Source organism: Pseudomonas poae, from assembly GCA_028869255.1.
In the GTDB taxonomy this organism is placed as follows: Bacteria; Pseudomonadota; Gammaproteobacteria; order Pseudomonadales; family Pseudomonadaceae; genus Aquipseudomonas; species Aquipseudomonas poae_C.
Genome location: CP110972.1, coordinates 1,433,920 through 1,455,793, shown reverse-complemented (window position 1 = coordinate 1,455,793; position 21,874 = coordinate 1,433,920). Strand labels below are relative to the sequence as shown.

Below are 21,874 nucleotides of genomic sequence, written 5' to 3'. Positions count from 1 at the left end.
TGCGTACCTCTTGACTGCCATTTGTAAGACAATCTTCTAGCAAAATCAGCGCCGTAAAGACAGCTGATGCTGCGCCACCAGATCCGCCATGCTGTTGATGCAGTAATCCGCCGCACACGGCGAAGGCTGCCGGGCCCGGTGGCGGCCGATCAAACAGCGGTCCAGCGCCGCGTGTGCGCCGACCGACGGTCGCGTCACGTGCAGCACCGGTTGCAGTTGCTCGCCCTGGTCCGTGAGCCATTGCGGGTCTTCAGCCAGGGAAATGAAATCTTCCGGTGCAATCCCCAGCCGCTCGCACAACACCCCGCGATCCTCGGCGTCGCGGTCACCGCGCACCAGCAAGCGATAGAACTTGCGCAGGTACAGCATCGCCCCCGGTGCGTCTTCGAACAACGACCAATTGCCCGCCGAACGGGCAAAGCTCATGCCCTCCTCCCAACTGGCGTGCAGCCCCCAGCTCTCGGCCAGTTGGCGATGGGCAAAACACAACACGCCACTGAAGCCCAGCTCAGCGAAACGCGGGTAGAGCTTGGCGACCTGCGCGTTGAATTCCGCCAGCACCTGATCCTTGGCCGGCTGCCCGCCACGGCTGTCGAGCAGCGGCTGCAACGCCGCCCACACCCCGGAATCGCGATCCACCAGTACTTCATCGCAATCGATCAGCAACGCTCGATAATCTGTCAATCCCATGTGGGGTCAAGCCTCCAATGATGCAGTTGGCCCGTAGCGGGCACAGCCTCAGTTCAAGACCCGTGCCAAGGCGCCGTCGAGGATTTTCAGCGCTTCGTCGACCTGGGCTTCGGTGGTCACCAACGGTGCGAGGAAGCGCAGTACATTGCGATGCACCCCGCACTTGATCACCAGCAACCCACCGGCCCGCGCTTCATCAATCACCCGTTGATTGAGGTCGGCATCCGGGGTGCGCTCCGAATCATTGCGGATCAGTTCCATCGCCAGCATAAAGCCGGTGCCACGCACATCGCCGATGCGCGAGTAGCGCGCCTGCAAACCGAGCAAGCCCTGGCGCAGGCGTTCGCCCAGCACTTGGCTGCGCGCCAGCAACTGTTCCTGTTCAAACGCCTCGATCACCGCCAGCGCCGCCGCGCACGCCAGCGCATTGCCGCCGTAGGTGCCACCCAGCCCGCCGGGCAGCGGTGCGTCCATGATGTGCGCTTTGCCGACCACGCCGGACAACGGCAAGCCGCCGGCCAGGCTCTTGGCCACGGTGACCAGGTCGGGCTGGATGCCCGCGTGCTGGAAGCCGAACCAGGTGCCGGTGCGGCCGAAACCGGTCTGGATCTCATCCAGAATCAACACAATGCCGTGCTTGTCGGCCAACGCGCGCAATGCCTGGAGAAACTCGGGCGGTGCGCTGAGGAAACCACCGTCGCCCTGCACCGGCTCGATGATGATCGCGGCCACCCGCTCCGGCGCGACTTGGGTCGCCAGCAATTCATCCAGCGCCTTGAGCGCGACCTCGCTGGTCACCCCGCGATAGGCGTTCGGGTACGGGGTGTGGAACACCTCCGGCGCGAACGGCCCGAAGTTCTGTTTGTAGGGTTGGCTCATGCCGGTGAGCGTGGTGCCGAGCAAGGTGCGCCCGTGGAAACCACCCCGAAAGGCAATCACCGCCGAGCGATTGGTGTAGGCCCGGGCGATCTTCACGGCATTTTCCACCGCCTCGGCGCCGGAGGTGAAGAACGCGGCCTTATAGGCCTCCTGCCCGCCGATCATTTCACACAGGCGCTGAGCCAGGTCGAGGTAAGGCTGGTAGGCCACCACCTGGAAGCAGGCGTGGGACACCTTCTGCAACTGGGCCTGCACGGCCGCGACCACCTTGGGATGGTTGTGGCCAATATTGAGCACGCCGATGCCGCCGACGAAGTCCAGGTAACGCTTGCCATCCACGTCCCACAATTCGGCGCCCTGGGCACGGTCGATCACCAGCGGGTGCGCGGTAACCAGCCCACGGGGCACGAATTGCTCGCGCTGACGGAGCAAATGAGGGGTTTCGTCGACTTTGCTATTCATGGCATTTCCCATCGTGAGTCCGGCAACCGGAAGGTGGTTGCGATGTTGTCCAGATTACGGCCTGCGCAAAACGGACTACGCCGAACTTGCCCCGTGAGAAATTCGGATCAACTGTTTTGGCCCTGCGTTTCAACAGATCCTGCGCCGGGCTTGGGGGATGATGAGCGTTACCTAAATCCTGCAGGAAATGCCCATGGCCTTGCTCTACAAAGCTGACCCGGTGCGCGGCCAACATTGGCAGGCACTGTTTGCCGAACACGCCCCGGATATCGAATGGCGCGCCTGGCCCGACATCGGCAACCCCGCAGAGGTCCAATACCTGGCCGCCTGGCAGGCACCGGAGGATCTGGCGCAGGTGCTGCCCAACCTGAAGGTGTTGTTTGCGTTGTCGGCCGGGGTCGACCAACTGGACCTGGGTCGCCTGCCGGTGGGCTTGCCGGTGGTGCGCCTGCTGGATCCGGGCATCACGCGTGGTATGTGCGAATACGCGAGTTGGGCGGTGCTCAGCCTGCACCGAGACATGCTGCGCTACCGCCAGCAGCAGGTTGCGCGCTGTTGGCAGGCGCACCTGTTGCAGCCGGCCGCGAACCGACGTGTGGGGGTGATGGGGTTGGGTGCGCAGGCGCAGCAGATTCTGGCGACTCTGGCGCCGTTGGGGTTTGCGTTGTCGGGGTGGGCGCGCAGTGCGCACCGAGTGTCGGGCGTGGAGTGTTATGCCGGAGAGGCGCAACTGGCGGCGTTTCTTGGCCAGTGCGACATTCTTTTGTGTGTGTTGCCGTTGACGGAGCAGACCCAGGGGATTCTGGATCGGCGGCTGTTTGCGCAACTGCCACGGGGGGCGGCGCTGATCAACATGGGGCGTGGGGGGCATTTGGTTGAAGAGGATTTGTTATCGGCGCTGGAGAGTGGGCAGTTGAGTGGGGCGGTGTTGGATGTGCTGCGGGAGGAGCCGGCGGCAGAGGATCATCCGTTTTGGGAGCATCCGCAGGTGGTGTTGACGCCGCATATTGCGGCGATGACGCAGCCGGAGAGTGCGTTTGGGGTGTTGTTGGAGAATATTCGGCGGTTTGAGCGGGGTGAGGGGATGGTGGGTGAGGTGGATCGGGGGCGGGGGTATTGATGTGGGGTATATCCGTTATTTGGGTAACGGCCGCGTATGGTTCCGCTCTTACAGCGGCTCACTTTTGAAGAGCGCAAAAGTAAGCAAAACGCTCTTGCCCCAACACTCGGCACCTCGCCTCCGGCTCGGTGTGCCCGCACGCAGACTTGAATCCGTGGGCCGCCGCGATGGGCCATCCTTGGCCCAGCGCGGCTAACCCGGCGTCCTGCCGGGTTACCCACGGATTCAAGCCTGCGTGCGGCCAGCGTGTTTAATGGGGCGCCAAGGATCAAGATCAAGATCAAAAGCGCAAAAGATCGCTGACTTCGTCAGCGCAAAGGATGTAAGGGCCAGATCAAAAACAAAGCAAAGCAAGGCGGCCTGACAGCCGACCTGATCATTAAAGCCATACTCGGTCAAATGTGGGAGCTGGCTTGCCTGCGATGCAGACACCTCGGTCTGTCAGGCACACCGAGTTGATGCTTTCGCAGGCAAGCCAGCTCCCACAGAAAAGCAAATCCACTGCGTACGCCAAACCGCTCTTGATCTACACCACTCAGGTCGGCTACTAGGCCGCCGTGCTCTGCTTTTGATCTTGATTTTGATCTAAGGCGCCCCGTCAATCACGATGGCCGAACGCAGGCTTGAATCCGCGGGCAACCCGGCAGGACGCCGGGTTAGCCGCGCTGGGCCATGGATGGCCCATCGCGGCGGCCCACGGATTCAAGCCGGAGTGCGGGCACACCGAGCCTAAGCGAGGTGCCGAGTGATGGGGCAAGAGCCCTTTTGGTTACTTTTGGGGCTCTTTTCCAAAAGTGACCCGCCGTAAGGGCGGAACCCATATCAGCCATCACCAAAAAAACGGATATGTACTCAATCAAAAAGCCGCCCAACAATCGCAGCCCCCACCTCCTGAGTAGACCCCGCACCCCCCAAATCCGGCGTAACCACCCCCTCGGCAATCACCCCCTCAATCGCCCGCAAAATCCCATCATGCGCCGCCCGATACCGCCCTTCCCCATTCCCCAGAAAGTCCAACATCAACGCCCCCGACCAAATCATCGCAATCGGATTCGCAATATTGCGCCCATAAATATCCGGCGCCGACCCATGCACCGGCTCAAACAACGAAGGAAACCGCCGCTCAGGGTCCAGATTAGCGGATGGCGCAATCCCGATGGTCCCCGCACACGCCGGCCCCAGGTCAGACAAAATATCGCCAAACAGATTCGACGCCACCACCACATCAAACCGATCCGGTTGCAACACAAACCGCGCACACAAAATGTCGATATGCTGCTTGTCCCACGTCACCTCAGGATACTTGGCCGCCATCAGCGCCGTGCGCTCATCCCAGTACGGCATGCTGATAGAAATCCCATTGGACTTGGTCGCCGCCGTCAAACGCTTGCGCGGGCGGGTCTGCGCCAAGTCAAAGGCGAACTTGAGAATGCGGTCGACACCCCGCCGGGTGAACACCGACTCCTGTAACACGAACTCATGCTCGGTGCCTTCGAACATCTTGCCGCCCACCGACGAGTATTCGCCCTCGGTATTTTCGCGAATCACCACAAAGTCGATATCCCCAGGCTCACGCCCAGCCAGCGGGCACGGTACGCCGAGGAACAGCCGCACCGGGCGGATGTTCACGTACTGGTCGAAGTCGCGGCGGAACTTGAGCAGCGAGCCCCACAGGGAAATATGGTCCGGGACTTTGTCCGGCCAGCCCACGGCGCCAAAGTAGATCGCGTCAAAACCCTTGAGCTGCTCGAACCAGTCCTCGGGCATCATCTGCCCGTGTTCCAGGTAATAATCGCAGTGGGCCCAGTCGAGCACTTCGATGCTCAGGTTCAGGTCCCAGATCCTGGCGGCTTGCTCGAGTACCCGCAGCCCTTCGGGCAACACTTCCTTGCCGATGCCATCGCCGGCAATCGCGGCGATTCTGAATGCCTTGCTCATGGTGCATGCCTCGCAAAAAATCAGTTCAACCCGCCGATATGGAAGGCTTTGACTTCAAGGTATTCGTCCAGGCCGTACTTGCTGCCTTCGCGCCCCAGGCCCGATTGCTTGATGCCGCCAAACGGCGCGACTTCCATCGAGATAATCCCGGTGTTGAGCCCCACCATGCCGAACTCCAGGGCCTCGCCAAAACGCCACGAACGCTGCAGGTCTTGAGTGAAATAGTAGGCGCCCAGGCCGTAGGGCGTGGCGTTGGCCAGGGCAAGTGCCTCGGCTTCGTCGGTAAAGCGCATCAGCGGCGCCACCGGGCCGAAGGTTTCTTCGTTGGCCAGCAACATGCCGGCGTGGGTGTCGCCGAGTACCGTGGGCTGCACAAATTGGCTGTCGCCACCGGGGACTGCGCCGCACAGCAGCTGCGCGCCCTGGCTCAGGGCATCATCGATGTGCCGTGCGACTTTGTTCACCGCTGCGGGGTTGATCAGCGGGCCAATGGTTACGCCGTCTTCCAGGCCGTTGCCGACCTTGAGCTTGCCCACTTCCTCCACCAGGCGCGCAGCGAAACGCGCATAGATACCGGTCTGCACCAGGATGCGGTTGGCGCACACGCAGGTTTGCCCGGCGTTACGGAATTTGCTCAACATGACTCCGGCCACCGCCTGTTCCAGGTCGGCGTCGTCGAACACGATAAACGGCGCGTTGCCACCCAGCTCCAGGCTCAGGCGCTTGATGTGCTCGGCACTCTGGCGCATCAACAGGCGGCCAACGGCGGTGGAGCCGGTAAAGGAAATCTTGCGCACCGCCGGGTTGCCGGTCAGCTCTTCGCCGATGCCGACGGGCAGCCCGGTAATCACGTTGAACACGCCCGCCGGAATGCCGACGCGCTCGGCCAGCACCGCCAGGGCCAGGGCCGACAGCGGCGTGAGGTCCGACGGTTTGACAATGATCGGGCACCCAGCCGCCAACGCCGGCGCGCATTTGCGTGTGATCATCGCGTTGGGGAAATTCCACGGGGTGATGGCGGCACACACGCCCACCGGTTGCTTGAGGGTTAGCAGGCGGCGGTCGCCGCTGGGCGCGGGCATGGTTTCGCCATAGACCCGGCGCGCTTCCTCGGCGAACCATTTGACGAAACCGGCGCCGTAGCGCACTTCGCCACGGGCTTCGTTCAGCGGCTTGCCCTGCTCGCAGGTCATGATCAGCGCCAGGTCGTCGAGGTTGTCGATCATCGCCTGGTACCAGCGCTCCAGCAGCGCCGCACGTTCTGCGGCCGGGCGAGCACGCCAGGCGGGCCAGGCGCGCTCGGCGGCTTCGATGGCGCGGCGGGTGTCCACTGCGTGCATGGCCGGGACCTGTGCGAGCAAGTGGCCGGTAGCAGGGTCGCGGATGTCCAGGGTGGCGCCGCTGTCGGCGGCGATCCATTGGCCATCTACGTAGGCGAGTTCAGCCAGCAGGCTGGGGTCTTGCAAGCGATTCTTGAGCATGGTCGAGTCCTGATCCGAGACACGCTCCAGTCTAGGGAGGTGCCACGGACGAGGATGCCGAAAGCGCGGTCAAAGCAGCGTGCCGTGCTGAAATTCAGCCCAGGACGGCAGGCTCTGCTAGGCCATCAACGAACCGAGCAACCCTTGCAAAAAGCGCTCGCCGGCGTCCATCTGGCTGATCTCGATAAACTCGTCGGGCTTGTGCGCCTGCTCAATGGAGCCCGGCCCGCACACCACCACCGGCACGTCCAGGCGCTGCTTGAACAGGCCGCCTTCGGTGCCGAACGAAACCTTGGAGGTGCCGGTGCCCGGTGCGGCGAATTGCTTGAGAAAACGCACCGCTTCAACACTGGGGTGGGTGTCGAGGCCGGGGTAGACGTTGACGGTTTCAATCTCGATCGCCGCCACGCTGGACAGCTTCTGCGCCTCGCGCACGATCACTTCGGCGCGCTCACGCATCTGCTCCAGGAACTGGTCCAGATCGTCGGCCGGCAGGTTGCGCACTTCAAAATCCAGGCTGCACAGGTTGGGCACGATATTCAGCGCCTTGCCGCCGACAATCTGCCCGACATGCACCGTGCTGTAGGGCACGTCGTAGTCGTGGTCCTGGGCGCCGTGTTGCTGCAACTGCTGCTGGCTCTCACGCAGCGCGGCGATAAAGTCGCAGGCCACATGGATCGCGTTGACCGAGCGCGGCGCCAGCGAAGAATGGGCCTCCTGGCCCCGACAATAGGTGCGGTACGAGCCCTTGCCCTTGTGCCCCAGCACAAATTGCATATTGGTCGGCTCGCCGATCACACACAGAAACGGCCGCACCGGTGCCAGGTGCAGTACATCGAGCAAGCGCCGCACGCCGACACAGCCAATCTCTTCGTCATGGGACAGGGCCAGCTGCAGCGGGCGGTTCAAGGTGTGGTCGGCGGCATCGAGCATGGCGTCGATGGCCAGGGCGATAAAGCCCTTCATGTCGCAACTGCCGCGCCCATAGATTCGCCCATCCTGCACGGTGGCGGCGAAGGCCGGAAAGGTCCACGCCTGCCCCGCCGCCGGCACCACGTCGGTGTGCCCGGAGAGCAATACGCCGGGTTGCTCCTTGGGCCCGGTGCTGGCGAACAGGTTGGCTTTCTTGGCGCTTTGATCCTTGACGATCAGCGACTCGATGCCCTTGGTCAGCAGCAGGTCGCGCACGTAGTCGATCAGGGCCAGGTTCGATTCCGATGACACCGTGTCGAAGGCCATCAGCTGTTTGAGAATCTCGAGAACGCGGGGTTTCATGAGGCCTGGCTCCGTTGCTCGGCAGGGAGGGCGAACCGGGTAATGGAGAACGGCTCGATCGGGGTACTGGTGCTGCCGGTGGCGAGCAGTTCGGCCATCACATCGCCGACGCCCGGGCCGAGCTGGAAGCCGTGCCCGCAAAAACCGAACGCATAGAACAAGCCGTCGACGGTGCCGCTGGGGCCCATCACCGGCAGCGAGTCCGGCAGGTAGCCTTCGATGCCACTCCACACCCGGATGATATTCAGGTTGCCCACGCCGGGCAGCAGGCGGCGCATCTGGTTGATTTGGTTGATGATGCTGCGCGGCTCCACATAGGCACGACGGTTGAGCATGTCCGGCTTGCTGCGGTAACCACCACCGATCACGATATTGCCCCGGGGGATCTGGCGGAAGTAAATCACTTCCTCGGGAATCTTGGTGTACACGCCGATCACCGTCGGCAGCGCGTAAGGCACCGGCTCGGTCACCGCCATTTGCGGACCGTTAGTGTCCAGCGGCACGGGTTCGCCGAACTGCGCCGAGAGCTTCTGGCCCCAGGCGCCGGCGGTGATCAACAGTTGCGCGGCGTGGAACTGGCGGCCATCGGTGGTGGTGATGTGAAAATCAGCGCCGACCTTCTGCACCTCGGCCACTTCAGTACGTTCTTCAATCTGCGCCCCCAGGCGCCGGGCGGCGCGGGCAAACGCCGGCGCGGCGAGGCGCGGGTTGGCGTGGCCATCGTGGGGCGCATAGGAGCCGCCTTTCACGTCCGGGCCAAGGAAGCTGAAGCGTTGATGCAACTCCGCGCCGCGATAGATTTTCAGGTCCAATTGTTCAGCTTCCGGCGCGTCGGCATAAGCCTCCAGCTCGGCGATTTCATCTTCGCGATAACACACGCGCATATGCCCGCTGGGGATGAATTCCAGATCGTCGTCGATCAGTTCCGGCAGGCGTTTCCACAACGCCCAGGAGCGATTGGCCAACGCCAGTTGCCCAAGGAACCGTCCCTGCCGACGCACGTTACCGAAGTTCACGCCGCTGGCGTACTGGCCGATCTGGTCGCGCTCCAGCAGGATGACCGACTGCCCGCGCCGACGCAGGAAAAACGCGGTGGCCGAGCCCATCAGGCCGCCGCCGACAATCACCACATCTGCTTTTTGCACGCTCATGACGAAACCTCCTCGGTCAGCATCGACAACGGTTTGACTGGCGCCTGGCCGCGCTGGCGACCAACCTCCTGCACCTGCACGCCCGCCTCTGCAGCAATCACTTCTGCCCCCGCCTGGGAGCAATAACGCCCTTGGCAACGACCCATGCCAACCCGGCTGAAGGCCTTGGCGCGGTTAACTTCGCAAGCGCCCTTCTCATTCACCGTGCGGCGCAATTCGCCGGCGCTGATCATCTCGCAGCGACACACAATGGCACTGTCCGGCAGCGCCTTGGCCTGTTCGCTGGGCCAGGGAAATGCCTGGGCCAGGCCGAGGCGAAATTGGTCCATCACCGCCAACGCCTGCTGTTGTTCATCGCGCAGGCCGGTGTTGACCGGTTGCTGCCAATCTTCAAGCAGGGCCAACGCCACCAGGCGCCCGGCGTGCTCGGCGGCATCGGCGCCGCGTATTTTCGAACCGTCACCGGCGGCATATACACCTTTGACCGAGGTGCGCCCGGCGTCATCCGTGGCCAGCCACCATTGGCTGGAGGCCTGGTCGAACGCCATGGCGCAACCGGCCAGGTCGCCCAACTGGGTTTCCGGGCGCAGGTGGTAGCCCAGCGCGACTGCATCGGCCTGCACCGTCACGGTCTGCCCGTTGCCCGCAACAAAACGCACGCCACCGACGCCATTGGCGGCATCGCCCATCACTTGCAGCGGCTTGATACCCAGGTGCACCGCCACCTTGGCGCGGTACAGTTGCGCCAGCAGCTTGAGCCCGGTGAATAGCACGCCGGGGCGCGCCAGCAGCTTGGGCAATGCCTTGATTCGCAGGCTCAACGGCGAGGTGTCGAGCACCGCCGCCACTTCGGCGCCGGCTTTGACGTATTGGCTGGCGACCAGGTACAGCAACGGCCCGCTGCCCATGAACACCACGCGATGGCCGATGGACACGGCCTGGTTTTTCAGGGCGATCTGCGCCCCGCCCAGGCTGTAGGTGCCCGCCAGTTGCCAGCCTTCGATAGGCATCAAACGGTCGGTAGCGCCGGTGCACAGGATCAGCGCGTCGTAATCCACCGTGCTGTGGCGGCCCTGGCTCACGCAGCACAGTTGCCCCGGCGTGAGGTTCCACACCAGGGTGTCGGGGCGGTAGTCGATGGCGTCGCGCAGGCGGTCGAAACTCTGGTGCAGGTCCTGGGCCTTGGCGGCTTCGCTGCCGTACAAGGTGGTGTAGTCGCGGGTAAACCCGTGCGGCTGACGACGGTAGATCTGCCCACCGTCGCGGCGGTTTTCGTCAATCAGGATCGGTTTGATCCCGGCCGCCAGCAGGGTTTCGGCGCAGCGCACCCCCGCCGGTCCAGCGCCCACAATAACTACCCGTGCAGTGGCCATGTCGCCTCCGGTTGTGTGGTAACGATGTCCAGCCCCTCACGGACTTCATTGGAGCAGGCGCGCAGGCGTTCGCCGCTGCGGGTCCACACCCAGCAGTCCTGGCACGCGCCCATCAGGCAGAAACCGGCGCGGCGCCCGCTGTCGAATTCGGACTGGCGCAGCGCGTTGCCCTGGGTCAGCAGCGCGACCATCAGGGTGTCGCCCTGCAAGGCCTCGACGGCTGCGCCATCCACGGTCAGGCTGACCGTCGGCCGGCCCTGTTCGGCCAGCCTCACAAAACGCCCGTTCATGCATAGGCTCCCAAGCTGATGGTAGTGACGCCCTGCTGGGTATTCAGCAAGTGGGCGCTGTCGTGGTGGCAAAGGATTTCACCGCCGTTGTCGAGGGTGCGGCGGCTCGGCGCGGTGCGGTTGCACAGGCCATCGACGCGTACCGGGCAGCGGTTGAGGAAGGTGCACAGTTCCGGCACGTTGGCCCGTTCGCCAATCGCCGGCAGGGTTTCGCACGCGGTGCCGCACGTTTCCAGCCAGCCCTGGCGCAGCTCGGGCACCGAGTGAATCAGCAGGTCGGTGTAGGGGTGGAACGGTGGCTCGGCAAACGACTGGCGGCTGCCAGCCTGCACTTTGTGGCCGCTGTACATCACCACAATGTCATCGCACAGCGCACGCACGGTGGAGATGTCGTGGCTGATAAACAGGTAGGACACCCCCAGTTGCTGGCGCAGGTCGCGCAGCAGTTCGAGGATCGCCGCGCCCACCACCGTGTCGAGTGCCGAGGTCACTTCATCGCACAGGATCAGGTCGGGCTTGGCCGCCAGTGCGCGGGCCAGGTTGACCCGCTGCTTTTGCCCGCCGGACAGCTCATTCGGACGCCGCTCGGCCAGGGTGCGCGGCAGGCGCACCAGGTCCAGCAACTCACCGACGCGGGCCTTCAAGGCGGCGCCCTTGAGACCGAAATACATCTTCAGCGGGCGGCTGAGGATGGTCGCCACGCTGTGCATCGGGTTGAGCGCGGTATCGGCGTTCTGGAACACCATCTGGATCCGCCGGAATTGTTCCGGAGTGCGCTCGGCCAGGCTGCCGCCCAAGGGTTGCCCGTCGAAGGCCAGGCCGCCGAGGGCCGGAGTCAAGAGCCCGGCCACCACCCGGGCCAGGGTGGATTTGCCCGAGCCCGACTCGCCGATCACGCCAATGGCCTGGCCACGGCGCACGGTGAGGTCGATGTCTTCAAGCACGCGGATCGCCGGCATGCCGTGCATGTTTTTGTTGCCGTAGCCGGCGGTAAGCCCGGTGATCGTCAGCAGCGGCACGTCTTCGGCAACGCCGCAGGGCGGCCGAATGCTGGCGTCAGGCCGTGCGGCCGCCAGCAGGCTGCGTGTGTATTCGTGGGCCGGGGCCTTGAGCAATGGCGCCGTGGCGCTTTGCTCAAGAATCTCGCCGCCGTTGAGCACCACGATCTGGTCGGCCATTTGCGCCACCACCGCCAGGTCGTGGGACACGTACACCGCCGTGGCGCCGCGCTCGCGCACCACCCGTTTGAAGGCGCGCAGCACGTCGATCTGAGTGGTCACGTCCAGCGCCGTGGTCGGCTCGTCGAGCACCACCAGCAGCGGGTCACTGATCAGCGCCATTGCCGCCATCACCCGTTGCAGTTGCCCGCCGGAGACCTGGTGCGGGTAGCGCCGACCGATACGCTCGGGGTTGGGCAATGCCAGGTCGCGAAACAAACCGATGGCCTTGGCTTCCAGCTCGGCGCGAGTGCCGAGGCCGTGGATCAGGGCGCCCTCCACCACCTGGTCGATAAGTTTTTTGGCCGGGTTGAAGGCCGCAGCGGCGCTTTGTGCGATATAGGACACGCGGTTGCCGCGCAGGCTTTGCAGGTGTTTTTCGCTGAGGGCGAGCATGTCGTGCTCACCGATCTGCACCACCCCACCGGACAACCGACAGCCGCGCCGGGCATAGCCCAGCAGGGCCAGGGCGATGGTGGTCTTGCCCGAGCCGGACTCACCGATCAACGCCAGCACTTCGCCTTTTTCCAGGGCAAAGCTCACGCCTTTGACGATTTCTACCTCGCCGTGCTCGCCACAGGCGACCACGCGCAGGTCTTCGACGCGAATCAATTCGGTCATTTCAATGGCCTCCCGTGCGTCGACTACGTCGTGAGGACAGGTAGTCGATCAACAGATTCACGCCGATGGTCAGCGTGCCGATGGCCAGCGCCGGAATGATGATGGCCAGCGCGCCCTGGTTGAGGCCGCCGATGTTTTCCCGCACCAGCGAACCGAGGTCGGCGTCGGGTGGTTGCACGCCAAGGCCGAGAAAACTCATGCCGCTGAGCAACAGCACGATGTAGCCAAACCGCAGGCCCAGGTCGGTCAAGACCGGGTTGAGCATGTTCGGCAGGATTTCCATGCACGCCACATACAACCGGCGCTCGCCGCGAGTACGCGCCACCTGCACGTATTCCAGGGCTTCGATGTTGACCGCCATGCTGCGGGCGACGCGGAATGAGCCGGGGATATAACTGATCACCGCCGTACAGATCAGCAGGGTCACGGAGGAGCCAAAAGCCGAGACCATGATCAGTGCAAGCATTTTGCTCGGGATCGAGATGAAGGCATCCATGATGCGGCTGATGATCTCGTCCAGCCACTTGGGCGAGACTACCGACAACAGCGCACACCCGGTGCCGAAAGTGCTGGCCAGCAAAGCTGCCACCAGCGCCAGCCCGACCGTAAACCGCGCCCCTACCAGCACCCGGCTGAGCATGTCGCGGCCCAGGTAATCGGTGCCGAACGGGTGCGCGAGGCTGAAGCCTTCGAAGATGTTATCGGACACCACCTCACCCACCGGGTGGGGCGCCAGCCACGGGCCGAGCAGCGCTACCAGCAGCCAGGCGACGCAGACCACGCCGCCCACCAGACCCAGCCAGGACGGGCCGCTGGAGACCTTGGCCAGCGCCAGGGCGGAGGAGACAGGCTTGGATTTCGCAATGAGGTTGTTCATTGGTTTCTCAGCCTCGGATTGGACAGGATCGCGCACAGGTCGGCGAGCAGCACCAGGCCCAGGTAGGCCGCGCAGAACAGCATGGTGCACGCCTGCACCAGCGCCATGTCGCGGTTAGTCACGGCATCGACCATCAAGCTGGCAATGCCGGGGTAGTTGAAAATGGTTTCGACGATCACCACCCCGCCCAACAGGTACGACAGGCTCAGGGCGATGGCGTTGGCAATCGGCCCGATGGCATTGGGCAAGGCATGGCGCAGCACAATGCGGATCGGGCTGACGCCTTTGAGGCGGGCCATTTCCACGTAGGGGCTGTCGAGCTGGTCGATCACCGCAGCGCGGGTCATGCGCGCCATTTGCGCGACGATCACGCAGCACAGCGTCATCACCGGCAAGGCATAGGTGCGCAAAAACTGCAGCGGAGAGCTGATGTCACTGGCATAAGACAGTGCCGACAGCCAACCGAGGTTGACCGCAAAAATCAGCACGGCCAGGGTCGCCACCAGAAACTCCGGCACGGCGACCATCGCCAGGGTGACGAAGCTCAGGCAGCTGTCGATGCGCCCGCCCCGGCCCATCGCCGAGCCGATGCCGAGCACCAGCGCCACCGGCACCGAGACCAGCGCCGTGGCGCCGGCCAGCATCAGGGTGTTGGGCACCCGGCCGGCCATCAGTTCACCCACCGGCATGGCATTGGAGACCGACACGCCCATGTCGCCGGTGAGCAGGCTTATCAACCAGTGCAGGTAACGCAACACACCGGGCTGGTCCAACCCCAGTTTCAGGCGCAGTGCCGCCACCTGTTCAGGGGTGGCGAACTGGCCCAGGGATTGTTGCGCCGCGTCCCCCGGCAGTACCGCCGTGATCGCAAACACGACCATGGACACGATCAACAAGGTCACGACCCCCGCGCCGAAGCGCCGGCCGATCAACCACAGTGTATTGCTATTCATCGCCCTGCCCTCCTCAAGCGTCCAACCACACCTGCTCGGCAAACATGTAGCCCATGAAACCGCCCAGCGGGTTGGTGCCGTAGCCTTTGACGCGCTGGTCGACGCCATCGATGTTGCTGATGAACACCGGCACGCCGATACCGCAGTGGTCGTGCACCAGGGTCTGCATGTCGCCATACATCTTGGCGCGCTTGGCGTCATCGGTTTCGCCACGGGCCAGCATCAGCAACTGGTCGAACTGGTCGTTCTGCCAGCCGGACTCGTTCCACGGCGCCTTGGACTGGAAGAACTGCGAGAACATCACGTCGGCATTCGGCCGTGGGTTGATGTTGCCGAAGCTCAACGGGTGCTTCATCCAGTGGTTGGACCAGTAGCCGTCGCTGGGCAGGCGGTTCACGTCAAGCTTGAGCCCGGCCTGTTTCGCCGATTGCTGCAACAGCACCGCAATGTCCACCGAGCCGGTGGCGGCCGGCGAGGCCATGACGGGCATGGTGATGCTTTCCATGCCAGCTTTCTTCAGCAGGAACTTGGCCTTTTCCGGGTCGTAGACCGTTTGCGGCAAGTCGGTGTTGAAGTAGCGCGAACCCGGCGCAATCGGGTGATCGTTGCCCACCACCGCAAAACCACGGAACACCGCGGACTTGACCTGTTCACGGTCGAGCAGCAGCTTCATGGCCTGGGTGAATTCCGGGCTTTTGCCGGGCAACTGGTCCTGGCGAATGATCAAGTCAGTGTAGTTGCCCGACGGCGCATCCACGACCCGGTGTTTGGCACTCGCAGCAATACGCGTGGTGGAGCGCGGGTTGACCTCATTGATCATGTGCACGTCGCCGGACAGCAGCGCGTTGACCCGCGACGGCTCGTCGGCGATAGCGATGAATTCGATCTCGTCGAGGTACGGCAGGCCGGGCTTCCAGTAATTCTTGTTGCGTACCGCAATCGAACGTACGCCAGGCTTGAACTCGCCCACCGTGAACGGCCCGGTACCGATGCCTTTATTGAAATCGGCGGTGCCCTCGGGGACGATCAACAGGTGCGACACCGCCAGGATCGACGGCAGCTCGGCGTTGGGCGCGCTGAGGCGAATCTGCACTTCGTTCGGGCCGCTGGCCTTGATCTCGGCGAACTGCTCCATCAGCGGCATGACCTTGGAGCCGGTCAGCGGGTCTTTGTGGCGGTTCAGCGAGAACACCACGTCGGCGGCGGTCAGGGCCTTGCCGTTGTGGAAGGTCACGTCTTTGCGCAGGGTGATGGTCCAGACGGTGGCGTCGGTATTGTCAATGCGCTCGGCCAATTCCAGCTGCGGCACCAGGTGCTTATCGAAGCGGGTCAGGCCGTTATAGAACATGTAGTGGCGAGCGTAGTCGGTGGACAGCGCGCCCTTGGCCGGGTCGAGGGTGTCGGCGGTGGAGCTGGACATGCCGGCCACGCGGATCTTGCCGCCCGGCTTGCCTTTGCCCTCGGCGGCCGCTTCATCGGCGAACAGCTTGCCGGCGGCGCCAAACAGGCTGCCGGCGCCAGCGGCGGCGACACCGGCCACACCGAGCATTTGCAGGGCGTTGCGGCGCGACATGCCACGGTTGAGACTTTCGAACACCCGCAGGCTCTCCTGGCCGGAGATGAGCTCGGGTGTGTTTTTGTTGTCAGTCATATCAAGGCTACCTGTCGATAATCGGAAGAATCGAGTGCTCACGGATGTCCGGAGCGTCCTGGAAACACAAACGACGGTGACGCAACAACGGCAACTCAGTGCAAATAGTCCTGGAAGCGGTAGTAAGCCCCCACGAACGGCAAGAACCAGGGCTTGCCGAAATGCCCGGGAATCGCCGGCCATTCCAGTTCGCGCCACGGGTTGGCCGCGGTATTGCCGGCCATGACCTCAGCCATTACCTGACCCATGTGCACCGACATCTGCACCCCATGGCCGCTGTAGCCCATGGAGTGAAACACGCCGCCATGCTGGCCGGCGCGGGGCAGGCGGTCGGACGTCATGTCCACCAGGCCACCCCAGCAATAGTCGATCTTCACGTGTGCCAACTGCGGGAACATGTTCAACATTGCCGCTTGCAGCACCTTGCCGCTCTTGGCGTCGGAAACGCTGTCGGACATGGCAAACCGCGCACGCCCGCCAAACAGCAGGCGGTTGTCCGGGGTCAGGCGAAAGTAGTTGCCGATCATGCGGCTGGTCACATAGGCCCGGTGCTGTGGCAACAACTGGTCGATCAGCGCCTGTGGCAAGACTTCGGTGGCGATGACAAAACTGCCCACCGGCACAATGCGCCGACGGTACCAACCGAGGTCGCCATGCTGGCAGGCGCCGGTGGCCAGCAGCACCTGCCCGGCGTGCAGCGCGCCCTTGGCAGTGTTGACCTGATAACCGCCGGCCTGGGCTTTCCAGTCCTTGACCTGGGTGTGCTCGTAAATCATCGCGCCACGCCGCGCCGCCGACTCGGCCAGACCAACCCCGAAGCGGCCGACATGCATCTGCACGCCGTTGCGTTGCAGCAGGCCGCCGTGGAACTGCGCCGAGTTGACTTCGGCATGGGTCTGCTGCGCGCTGAGCAACTCGACATCGGCATCCACCTCCTGGCGGATCAGCTCACAGGTGCGGGCCAGGCCTTCGTAATGCATAGGCTTGGCCGCCAGCTTGAGCTTGCCGTTGCGCACCAGGTCGCAGGCGATCGCTTCCTGCTCGACCAGCGACACCACCGTCTGCACCGCACTTTCATACGCCTGGTAATAGGCACGCGCCTTGGCGGCACCGAGGCTGGCGTGCAACCCGGCGTAATCCTGGGCGACCCCGGTGTTGCACTGCCCACCGTTACGCCCCGAGGCTTCGCCGATCACCCGCCCGGCGTCGAGTACCACCACACTGGCACCCTTGAGCGCCAACGCCCGCGCCGCCGCCAGGCCGGTGAACCCACCGCCGACCACAGCCACATCGACCTGCTTGGGCAAGCCGCTCCAGCTGGGCACCGGTGAACGCCGGTGCGGTGTCGAGCCAATAGGATTCACTGCCCATGTCTTACCCTCAAGGTGTGCGTTTACAGACCGACCAGCGCCGGCAGCCCACCGATATCGGTGATCTGCTGGTAACCGTAGAACGCATTGGCCGGCACTTCGTGGCCACGGGCAACGAAGGCCTTGTTTTTGATCTTCATGTCATGGGCCGGCATCAAGTCGTAACGGAAGCTTGAAGACACATGCAAGATGTCTTCCGGGCCGCAGCCGAGGTTGTCGAGCATGAATTCAAAGGCCGCCAGGCGGGGCTTGTAGGCTTGGGCCTGTTCGGCGGTGAAGACCTTGTGGAACGGCGCGCCGAGCTTGTCGACGTTGGACATGATCTGACTGTCGCTGGCATTGGAGAAGATCACCAGGGGAATCTTGTCGGCGATCTTCGACAGGCCGGCCGGCACGTCCGCATGGGGGCCCCAGGTCGGTACGGCGTCGTAATACAGCTGGCCTTCTTCGCGATAGTCGATACCCCAGCGTTTGCAGGTACGGGCCAGGGCGGTCTTGAGGATTTCGTCGTATGGGCGCCAGTCGCCCATGACTTGGTCGAGGCGGTAGGCCGAGAAGTCTTTGACGAACTGGTCCATCTGTTCGGGCTTGATGCGATCGGCGAACAGCTCGCGGGTCATGGTGCCCATATGGAAGTTGGTCAGCGTACCGTAGCAGTCGAACGTAATGAATTTGGGACGAAGAAAGCTCATTGAGTGCGGTCCTGAAGTTCGTTGAGTGTGACAAGCGTTCACTGCCCTGGCGGCGCGTCGGCCTCTTTGCAGCACAGGTTCATTACACCACTGTGAAATCAGCATATGCCGTCTAAAAAGACCTTCGCTCAATACAAACCACCGTTTTGGTGGCCGGGCTCAGCAGACTTTGCGGTGCGCGCCAGGCTTGGGCAGGGCCTTTGTTTGTGCGCTTTTAGGGGGCTTTGGGGGGTGGGGAGGCTTAAGAACGGGGGGTGGGGGCGGCAGAAAGTGTGGCTGGGTGATTGGGGGCATATCCGTTTCTGCTGTGACGGCTGATAGTGGTTCCGCCCTTACGGCGGGTCACTTTTGGAAAAGAGCCCCAAAAGTAACCAAAAGGGCTCTTGCCCCAACACTCGGCACCTCGCCTCCGGCTCGGTGTGCCCGCACTCCGGCTTGAATCCGTGGGCCGCCGCGATGGGCCATCCTTGGCCCAGCGCGGCTAACCCGGCGTCCTGCCGGGTTACCCACGAATTCAAGCCTGCGTGCGGCCAGCGTGTTTTACGGGGCGCCAAGGATCAAGATCAAGATCAAAAGCGCAAAAGATCGCTGACTTCGTCAGCGCAAAGGATGTAAGGGCCAGATCAAAAACAAAGCAAAGCACGGCGGCCTGACAGCCGACCTCGGTCAAATGTGGGAGCTGGCTTGCCTGCGATGGCATCGACTGGGTTTGCCTGATGTACCGAGTTGCCAGCATCGCAGGCAAGCCAGCTCCCACAGAAAAGCCCACCCCACTGCACACGCCGAACCGCTTTTGATCTACACCACTCAGGTCGGCTACTAGGCCGCCGTGCTCTGCTTTTGACTTTGATCTGAGACGCCCCGTCAATCACGCTGGCCGAACGCAGGCTTGAATCCGTGGGCAACCCGGCAGGACGCCGGGTTAGCCGCGCTGGGCCATGGATGGCCCATCGCGGCGGCCCACGGATTCAAGCCGGAGTGAGGGCACACCGAGCCGGAGGCGAGGTGCCGAGTGATGGGGCGAAGACCTTTGCTTACTTTTGGGTCTTTCCAAAAGTGACCCGCTGTAAGAGCGGAACCATAGGCAGCCGTTACCTAAACAACGGATATGTACTCAACCATACCCCGTGGCATTTGCTGCCGCCCCCCACCCCGAATTAAGTAGTAACTGTGGTCTAGCCCCAAACCCCACAAGGAATCTACCGAATATCGCCACACCCCTTGCCAGCCCCCAACCCAGATGGGATACAACCCCCCTGACGTCACAAAAAACAACGCTCTACGGAGGCTCGCCATGCCCGCCCTGCCACACCCCGCATACCTCTACCGCCCAATGACCGTGGCCGACCTCCCCGCCGCCCACGCCCTGTCTGTGCAACTCAAATGGCCCCACCGCCTCGAAGACTGGGCAATGCTGCAGCGAGTCAGCGAAGGCTTTGTGGTGATGGACGGCGACCGGCTGATCGGCAGCGCCTTCACCTGCCCCCAGGGCGACTACGCCACCATCGGCCTGGTGATTGTCAGCAATGACTACCAAGGCCAAGGCATCGGCCGTCGCCTGATGGAAAAAGCCCTCGCCGCGTGCGATGCGCGCACGCCAGTGCTCAATGCCACCCTCGCCGGCGCGCCGCTGTATGCGAGCCAGGGGTTCGTCGAATTCGGCCGAGTGCAGCAACACCAGGGCCAGGCGTTGGTGCCCGAGCTGCCGGCGCTGGCCGCGGGCGAAACCTGCCGCGCTCTACGCGCCGATGATCACGCCAGCCTGCTCGCGCAGGCCAAGGCCGCCAGTGGCCTGGACCGCCGCGAAGTGCTGCGTGACCTGCAGGTGGAGCACGCCGTGGGCATCGAACGCGATGGCCAGCTACGCGGCTTTGCGCTGCTGCGACCGTTTGGCCGTGGGCGCTGCATCGGCCCGGTGGTGGCGGAAAATATCGAGCAGGCCAAACACCTGATCGCCACGTTACTGGCCCAGGTGCCGGACACCTTTGTGCGCATCGACATCCCCGTCGCCTGCGGCCTCAGTGACTGGCTCGAACAGGCAGGCCTGAAGAACATCGACACCGTCGCGCAGATGGCCCGAGGCACGCCGCCCCAGGCCAGCCAAGGCGTACACCCCTTTGCCCTGATCACCCAGGCGATTGGCTGACTTTCCTCCCGGAGCACTCCCCATGTCATCTCCCGGTATCCTGCTGTTGGCTCGCGCCGACGGCAGCCGTGTTGTCACGTCTTTCACGCCTGGCGCCGTGAGCGCGCTGGACCCGTTCGGCGACAGCCGTCAACTCGCCTGGCGGGGCGACGATGGTGTGTCCGCAGGCGTGGTGGCCTTCAGCGGCGACGCCGTGATCGAAGACTTCCCCTACAGCGAAACCCTGGTGGTGCACGCAGGCCATGTGGTGCTCAGCAGCGCCGAACAGACACTGCAATTGGGTGTCGGCGCCAGCGCCGTGATCGGCCGTGGCACACGCCTCACGGTGCAGGCGAGCGCCGGCAGCCAATGGGCGTTCTGCAGCGTCGACCAGGCCGATGCGCCCGTCTGCCCGGGCCTGACCTTGCTCGACCCGCGCACCCTGCTTAACCCCTCCGCCGCGCCGGAGCCACAGATCCTGATCGGCCCCGCCCCGCAGTGCCGTGCGTTCAACCTGTTCGACGATGCGGTCACCGAGCTGCGCATCGGCATTTGGGACTCGACGCCCTACGCCCGCCACGGTCGCCCGCACAAACTGCATGAATTGATGCACCTGCTCGAAGGCAGCGTCACCCTGCAAGACAACGAAGGGGACGCGGTCACGGTTAATCCCGGGGACACAGTGTTTGTGGCCAAAGGGGCGCCGTGCGCCTGGACCAGCACTGTGTATGTACGCAAGGTCTACGCGGTGAAGTAACTCAGGCTTTCAACGCCTCTTCCAGAAACGTCACCAGGGCCTGGACCCGCGGGCTGCGCAATTTGCGCGACGGCACCAGCAGCAGGATCGGCGCGCTGTCAAAACTCCAGTCCGCCAACACCCGCACCAGGCTGCCGCTGGCCACGGCGTCGCTCACATCCCACTGTGAGCGCAGCACCAACCCCAAGCCTTGCTCGGCCCAGCGCCGGGCAACGCTGCCATCGTTGCTCAGCAACGCCGGTTCTAGGCGCAGCGTCTTGCGGCTCTGCCCTTTGCGCAGGTGCCACAGGGTCACGTCTTCATCGTTTTCCCGAATACAAATGCAGCGATGGGACGCCAGTTCGTCCGGCAAAACCGGCACGCCGTGGGCTTGCAGGTAGGCCGGGCTGGCGCACAACCAGCGCTCGTTTGGCGTGAGCGGCCGCGCCGTCCACAGGCTGTCATTGAGATGGCCGATATGGATCACCGCATCGCTGTCGTGACGATCAGGCCAGGGGTCTCGCGCAAATCCAGGTGCAGGCGCAGCTGCGGGTGCACTCTGGCAAACCGCGCCAACAGCGGCGCGATGCGCTGCCGGCCATAACCAAACGGCGCCGCCAGCCGCAAGGTGCCCACCAGCGTTTCGTCCTGTTGCCGGAACGACTCCGGCAACGCTTCCAACTGCTCCAGCAGCAGCGCGCTTTCCCGCGAAAACCGCTCGCCATCCGCCGTAAGGCTGAGGCGGCGTGCATCGCGATTGGCCAGGGTCAGCCCCAGCAGCGTCTCCAGTTTGCGCAGGCGCATGGAGAGCGCCGGCGGCGAGACGTTCAAGGCTCTGGCGGCGGCACTCAGTGACTCGGAGCGTGCAAGGGTCACCGCAAGTCGCAGGTCTTCGATAGAAATCATTCAATTTTACTTAATGATTGATTAGCTTTGATTGAACCATAAGTTAAGGATCGCTGAGTAGCGTGAT

General features: G+C 63.6%; 16 protein-coding genes and 2 pseudogenes. 3 read left to right on the top strand and 15 right to left on the bottom strand.

The genetic code is table 11. From position 1 onward, the window contains the following. Nucleotides 1-45: 45 nt before the first annotated feature. The gene (locus tag LRS56_06825; GenBank protein ID WDU64207.1) at nt 46-690 is read right to left on the bottom strand and encodes a 2-haloalkanoic acid dehalogenase; all 645 of its coding nucleotides are present in this window, start codon (nt 688-690) and stop codon (nt 46-48) included. Between the two features lie 48 nt (nt 691-738). Continuing rightward, complete coding sequence (gene gabT / locus LRS56_06820) at nt 739-2,031, bottom strand: 4-aminobutyrate--2-oxoglutarate transaminase (GenBank protein ID WDU64206.1); 1,293 nt, start codon at nt 2,029-2,031, stop codon at nt 739-741. A gap of 193 nt (nt 2,032-2,224) precedes the next feature. Between gabT and LRS56_06815 the strand changes: the two genes are divergently transcribed. Then, a complete protein-coding gene (locus tag LRS56_06815) occupies nt 2,225-3,151 on the top strand; it encodes a glyoxylate/hydroxypyruvate reductase A (GenBank protein ID WDU64205.1) in 927 nt (308 codons plus the stop codon). 852 nt (nt 3,152-4,003) lie between these two features. Here LRS56_06815 and LRS56_06810 read toward each other — a convergent pair. The 12 genes and pseudogenes from LRS56_06810 to LRS56_06755 form a co-directional block, all read right to left on the bottom strand. Beyond that, complete coding sequence (locus tag LRS56_06810) at nt 4,004-5,089, bottom strand: tartrate dehydrogenase (GenBank protein ID WDU64204.1); 1,086 nt, start codon at nt 5,087-5,089, stop codon at nt 4,004-4,006. A 20-nt stretch (nt 5,090-5,109) separates the two neighbouring features. Continuing rightward, a complete protein-coding gene (locus tag LRS56_06805; GenBank protein WDU64203.1) occupies nt 5,110-6,570 on the bottom strand; it encodes an NAD-dependent succinate-semialdehyde dehydrogenase in 1,461 nt (486 codons plus the stop codon). Between the two features lie 117 nt (nt 6,571-6,687). After that, the gene (gene argE, locus LRS56_06800; GenBank protein WDU64202.1) at nt 6,688-7,845 is read right to left on the bottom strand and encodes an acetylornithine deacetylase; all 1,158 of its coding nucleotides are present in this window, start codon (nt 7,843-7,845) and stop codon (nt 6,688-6,690) included. Continuing rightward, a complete protein-coding gene (locus LRS56_06795; GenBank protein WDU64201.1) occupies nt 7,842-8,996 on the bottom strand; it encodes an FAD-binding oxidoreductase in 1,155 nt (384 codons plus the stop codon). Before LRS56_06795 ends, argE begins: the two co-directional genes overlap by 4 nt. Continuing rightward, nucleotides 8,993-10,369, bottom strand: coding sequence for an FAD-dependent oxidoreductase (locus LRS56_06790; GenBank protein WDU64200.1), 1,377 nt, complete (start codon nt 10,367-10,369; stop codon nt 8,993-8,995). Before LRS56_06790 ends, LRS56_06795 begins: the two co-directional genes overlap by 4 nt. Then, nucleotides 10,351-10,659: a (2Fe-2S)-binding protein gene (locus LRS56_06785; protein WDU64199.1), complete on the bottom strand. Its 309-nt coding sequence runs from the start codon at nt 10,657-10,659 to the stop codon at nt 10,351-10,353. The genes LRS56_06790 and LRS56_06785 overlap by 19 nt, the downstream gene beginning before the upstream one ends. Continuing rightward, entirely contained in the window at nt 10,656-12,497 is a 1,842-nt protein-coding gene (locus LRS56_06780) for an ABC transporter ATP-binding protein (GenBank protein WDU64198.1), read from the bottom strand. Before LRS56_06780 ends, LRS56_06785 begins: the two co-directional genes overlap by 4 nt. Before the next feature lies 1 nt (nt 12,498). Beyond that, nucleotides 12,499-13,374 carry an ABC transporter permease gene (locus LRS56_06775; protein ID WDU64197.1) on the bottom strand — a complete coding sequence of 292 codons (876 nt, stop codon included), beginning with the start codon at nt 13,372-13,374 and terminating at the stop codon, nt 12,499-12,501. Then, nucleotides 13,371-14,327 (bottom strand): ABC transporter permease, encoded by a 957-nt coding sequence (locus tag LRS56_06770; GenBank protein ID WDU64196.1) that lies wholly within the window; start codon nt 14,325-14,327, stop codon nt 13,371-13,373. Before LRS56_06770 ends, LRS56_06775 begins: the two co-directional genes overlap by 4 nt. A 13-nt stretch (nt 14,328-14,340) precedes the next feature. Next, nucleotides 14,341-15,978: an ABC transporter substrate-binding protein gene (locus tag LRS56_06765; protein ID WDU64195.1), complete on the bottom strand. Its 1,638-nt coding sequence runs from the start codon at nt 15,976-15,978 to the stop codon at nt 14,341-14,343. Between the two features lie 95 nt (nt 15,979-16,073). Then, a pseudogene (locus LRS56_06760) lies at nt 16,074-17,349 on the bottom strand (FAD-binding oxidoreductase). A 22-nt stretch (nt 17,350-17,371) separates the two neighbouring features. Beyond that, the gene (locus tag LRS56_06755; protein WDU64194.1) at nt 17,372-18,040 is read right to left on the bottom strand and encodes a haloacid dehalogenase type II; all 669 of its coding nucleotides are present in this window, start codon (nt 18,038-18,040) and stop codon (nt 17,372-17,374) included. Nucleotides 18,041-19,334: 1,294 nt separating this feature from the next. On the opposite strand from LRS56_06755, the gene LRS56_06750 reads away from it, so the two are divergent. Together LRS56_06750 and LRS56_06745 are read left to right on the top strand one after the other, a co-directional pair. Next, nucleotides 19,335-20,186 carry a GNAT family N-acetyltransferase gene (locus LRS56_06750; GenBank protein ID WDU64193.1) on the top strand — a complete coding sequence of 284 codons (852 nt, stop codon included), beginning with the start codon at nt 19,335-19,337 and terminating at the stop codon, nt 20,184-20,186. 22 nt (nt 20,187-20,208) lie between these two features. Further along, entirely contained in the window at nt 20,209-20,922 is a 714-nt protein-coding gene (locus tag LRS56_06745) for a cupin domain-containing protein (GenBank protein WDU64192.1), read from the top strand. A 1-nt stretch (nt 20,923) separates the two neighbouring features. Here the strand turns inward: LRS56_06745 and LRS56_06740 are convergent. Then, nucleotides 20,924-21,807, bottom strand: a pseudogene (locus tag LRS56_06740) (LysR family transcriptional regulator). Between the last annotated feature and the right edge of the window lie 67 nt (nt 21,808-21,874).

What these genes read in the sequence shown, in the direction of transcription:
- LRS56_06825 (WDU64207.1), bottom strand. Translation starts at nt 690, where the DNA reads ATGGGATTGACAGATTATCGAGCGTTGCTGATCGATTGCGATGAAGTA.
- gabT (WDU64206.1), bottom strand. Translation starts at nt 2,031, where the DNA reads ATGAATAGCAAAGTCGACGAAACCCCTCATTTGCTCCGTCAGCGCGAG.
- LRS56_06815 (WDU64205.1), top strand. Translation starts at nt 2,225, where the DNA reads ATGGCCTTGCTCTACAAAGCTGACCCGGTGCGCGGCCAACATTGGCAG.
- LRS56_06810 (WDU64204.1), bottom strand. Translation starts at nt 5,089, where the DNA reads ATGAGCAAGGCATTCAGAATCGCCGCGATTGCCGGCGATGGCATCGGC.
- LRS56_06805 (WDU64203.1), bottom strand. Translation starts at nt 6,570, where the DNA reads ATGCTCAAGAATCGCTTGCAAGACCCCAGCCTGCTGGCTGAACTCGCC.
- argE (WDU64202.1), bottom strand. Translation starts at nt 7,845, where the DNA reads ATGAAACCCCGCGTTCTCGAGATTCTCAAACAGCTGATGGCCTTCGAC.
- LRS56_06795 (WDU64201.1), bottom strand. Translation starts at nt 8,996, where the DNA reads ATGAGCGTGCAAAAAGCAGATGTGGTGATTGTCGGCGGCGGCCTGATG.
- LRS56_06790 (WDU64200.1), bottom strand. Translation starts at nt 10,369, where the DNA reads ATGGCCACTGCACGGGTAGTTATTGTGGGCGCTGGACCGGCGGGGGTG.
- LRS56_06785 (WDU64199.1), bottom strand. Translation starts at nt 10,659, where the DNA reads ATGAACGGGCGTTTTGTGAGGCTGGCCGAACAGGGCCGGCCGACGGTC.
- LRS56_06780 (WDU64198.1), bottom strand. Translation starts at nt 12,497, where the DNA reads ATGACCGAATTGATTCGCGTCGAAGACCTGCGCGTGGTCGCCTGTGGC.
- LRS56_06775 (WDU64197.1), bottom strand. Translation starts at nt 13,374, where the DNA reads ATGAACAACCTCATTGCGAAATCCAAGCCTGTCTCCTCCGCCCTGGCG.
- LRS56_06770 (WDU64196.1), bottom strand. Translation starts at nt 14,327, where the DNA reads ATGAATAGCAATACACTGTGGTTGATCGGCCGGCGCTTCGGCGCGGGG.
- LRS56_06765 (WDU64195.1), bottom strand. Translation starts at nt 15,978, where the DNA reads ATGACTGACAACAAAAACACACCCGAGCTCATCTCCGGCCAGGAGAGC.
- LRS56_06755 (WDU64194.1), bottom strand. Translation starts at nt 18,040, where the DNA reads ATGAGCTTTCTTCGTCCCAAATTCATTACGTTCGACTGCTACGGTACG.
- LRS56_06750 (WDU64193.1), top strand. Translation starts at nt 19,335, where the DNA reads ATGCCCGCCCTGCCACACCCCGCATACCTCTACCGCCCAATGACCGTG.
- LRS56_06745 (WDU64192.1), top strand. Translation starts at nt 20,209, where the DNA reads ATGTCATCTCCCGGTATCCTGCTGTTGGCTCGCGCCGACGGCAGCCGT.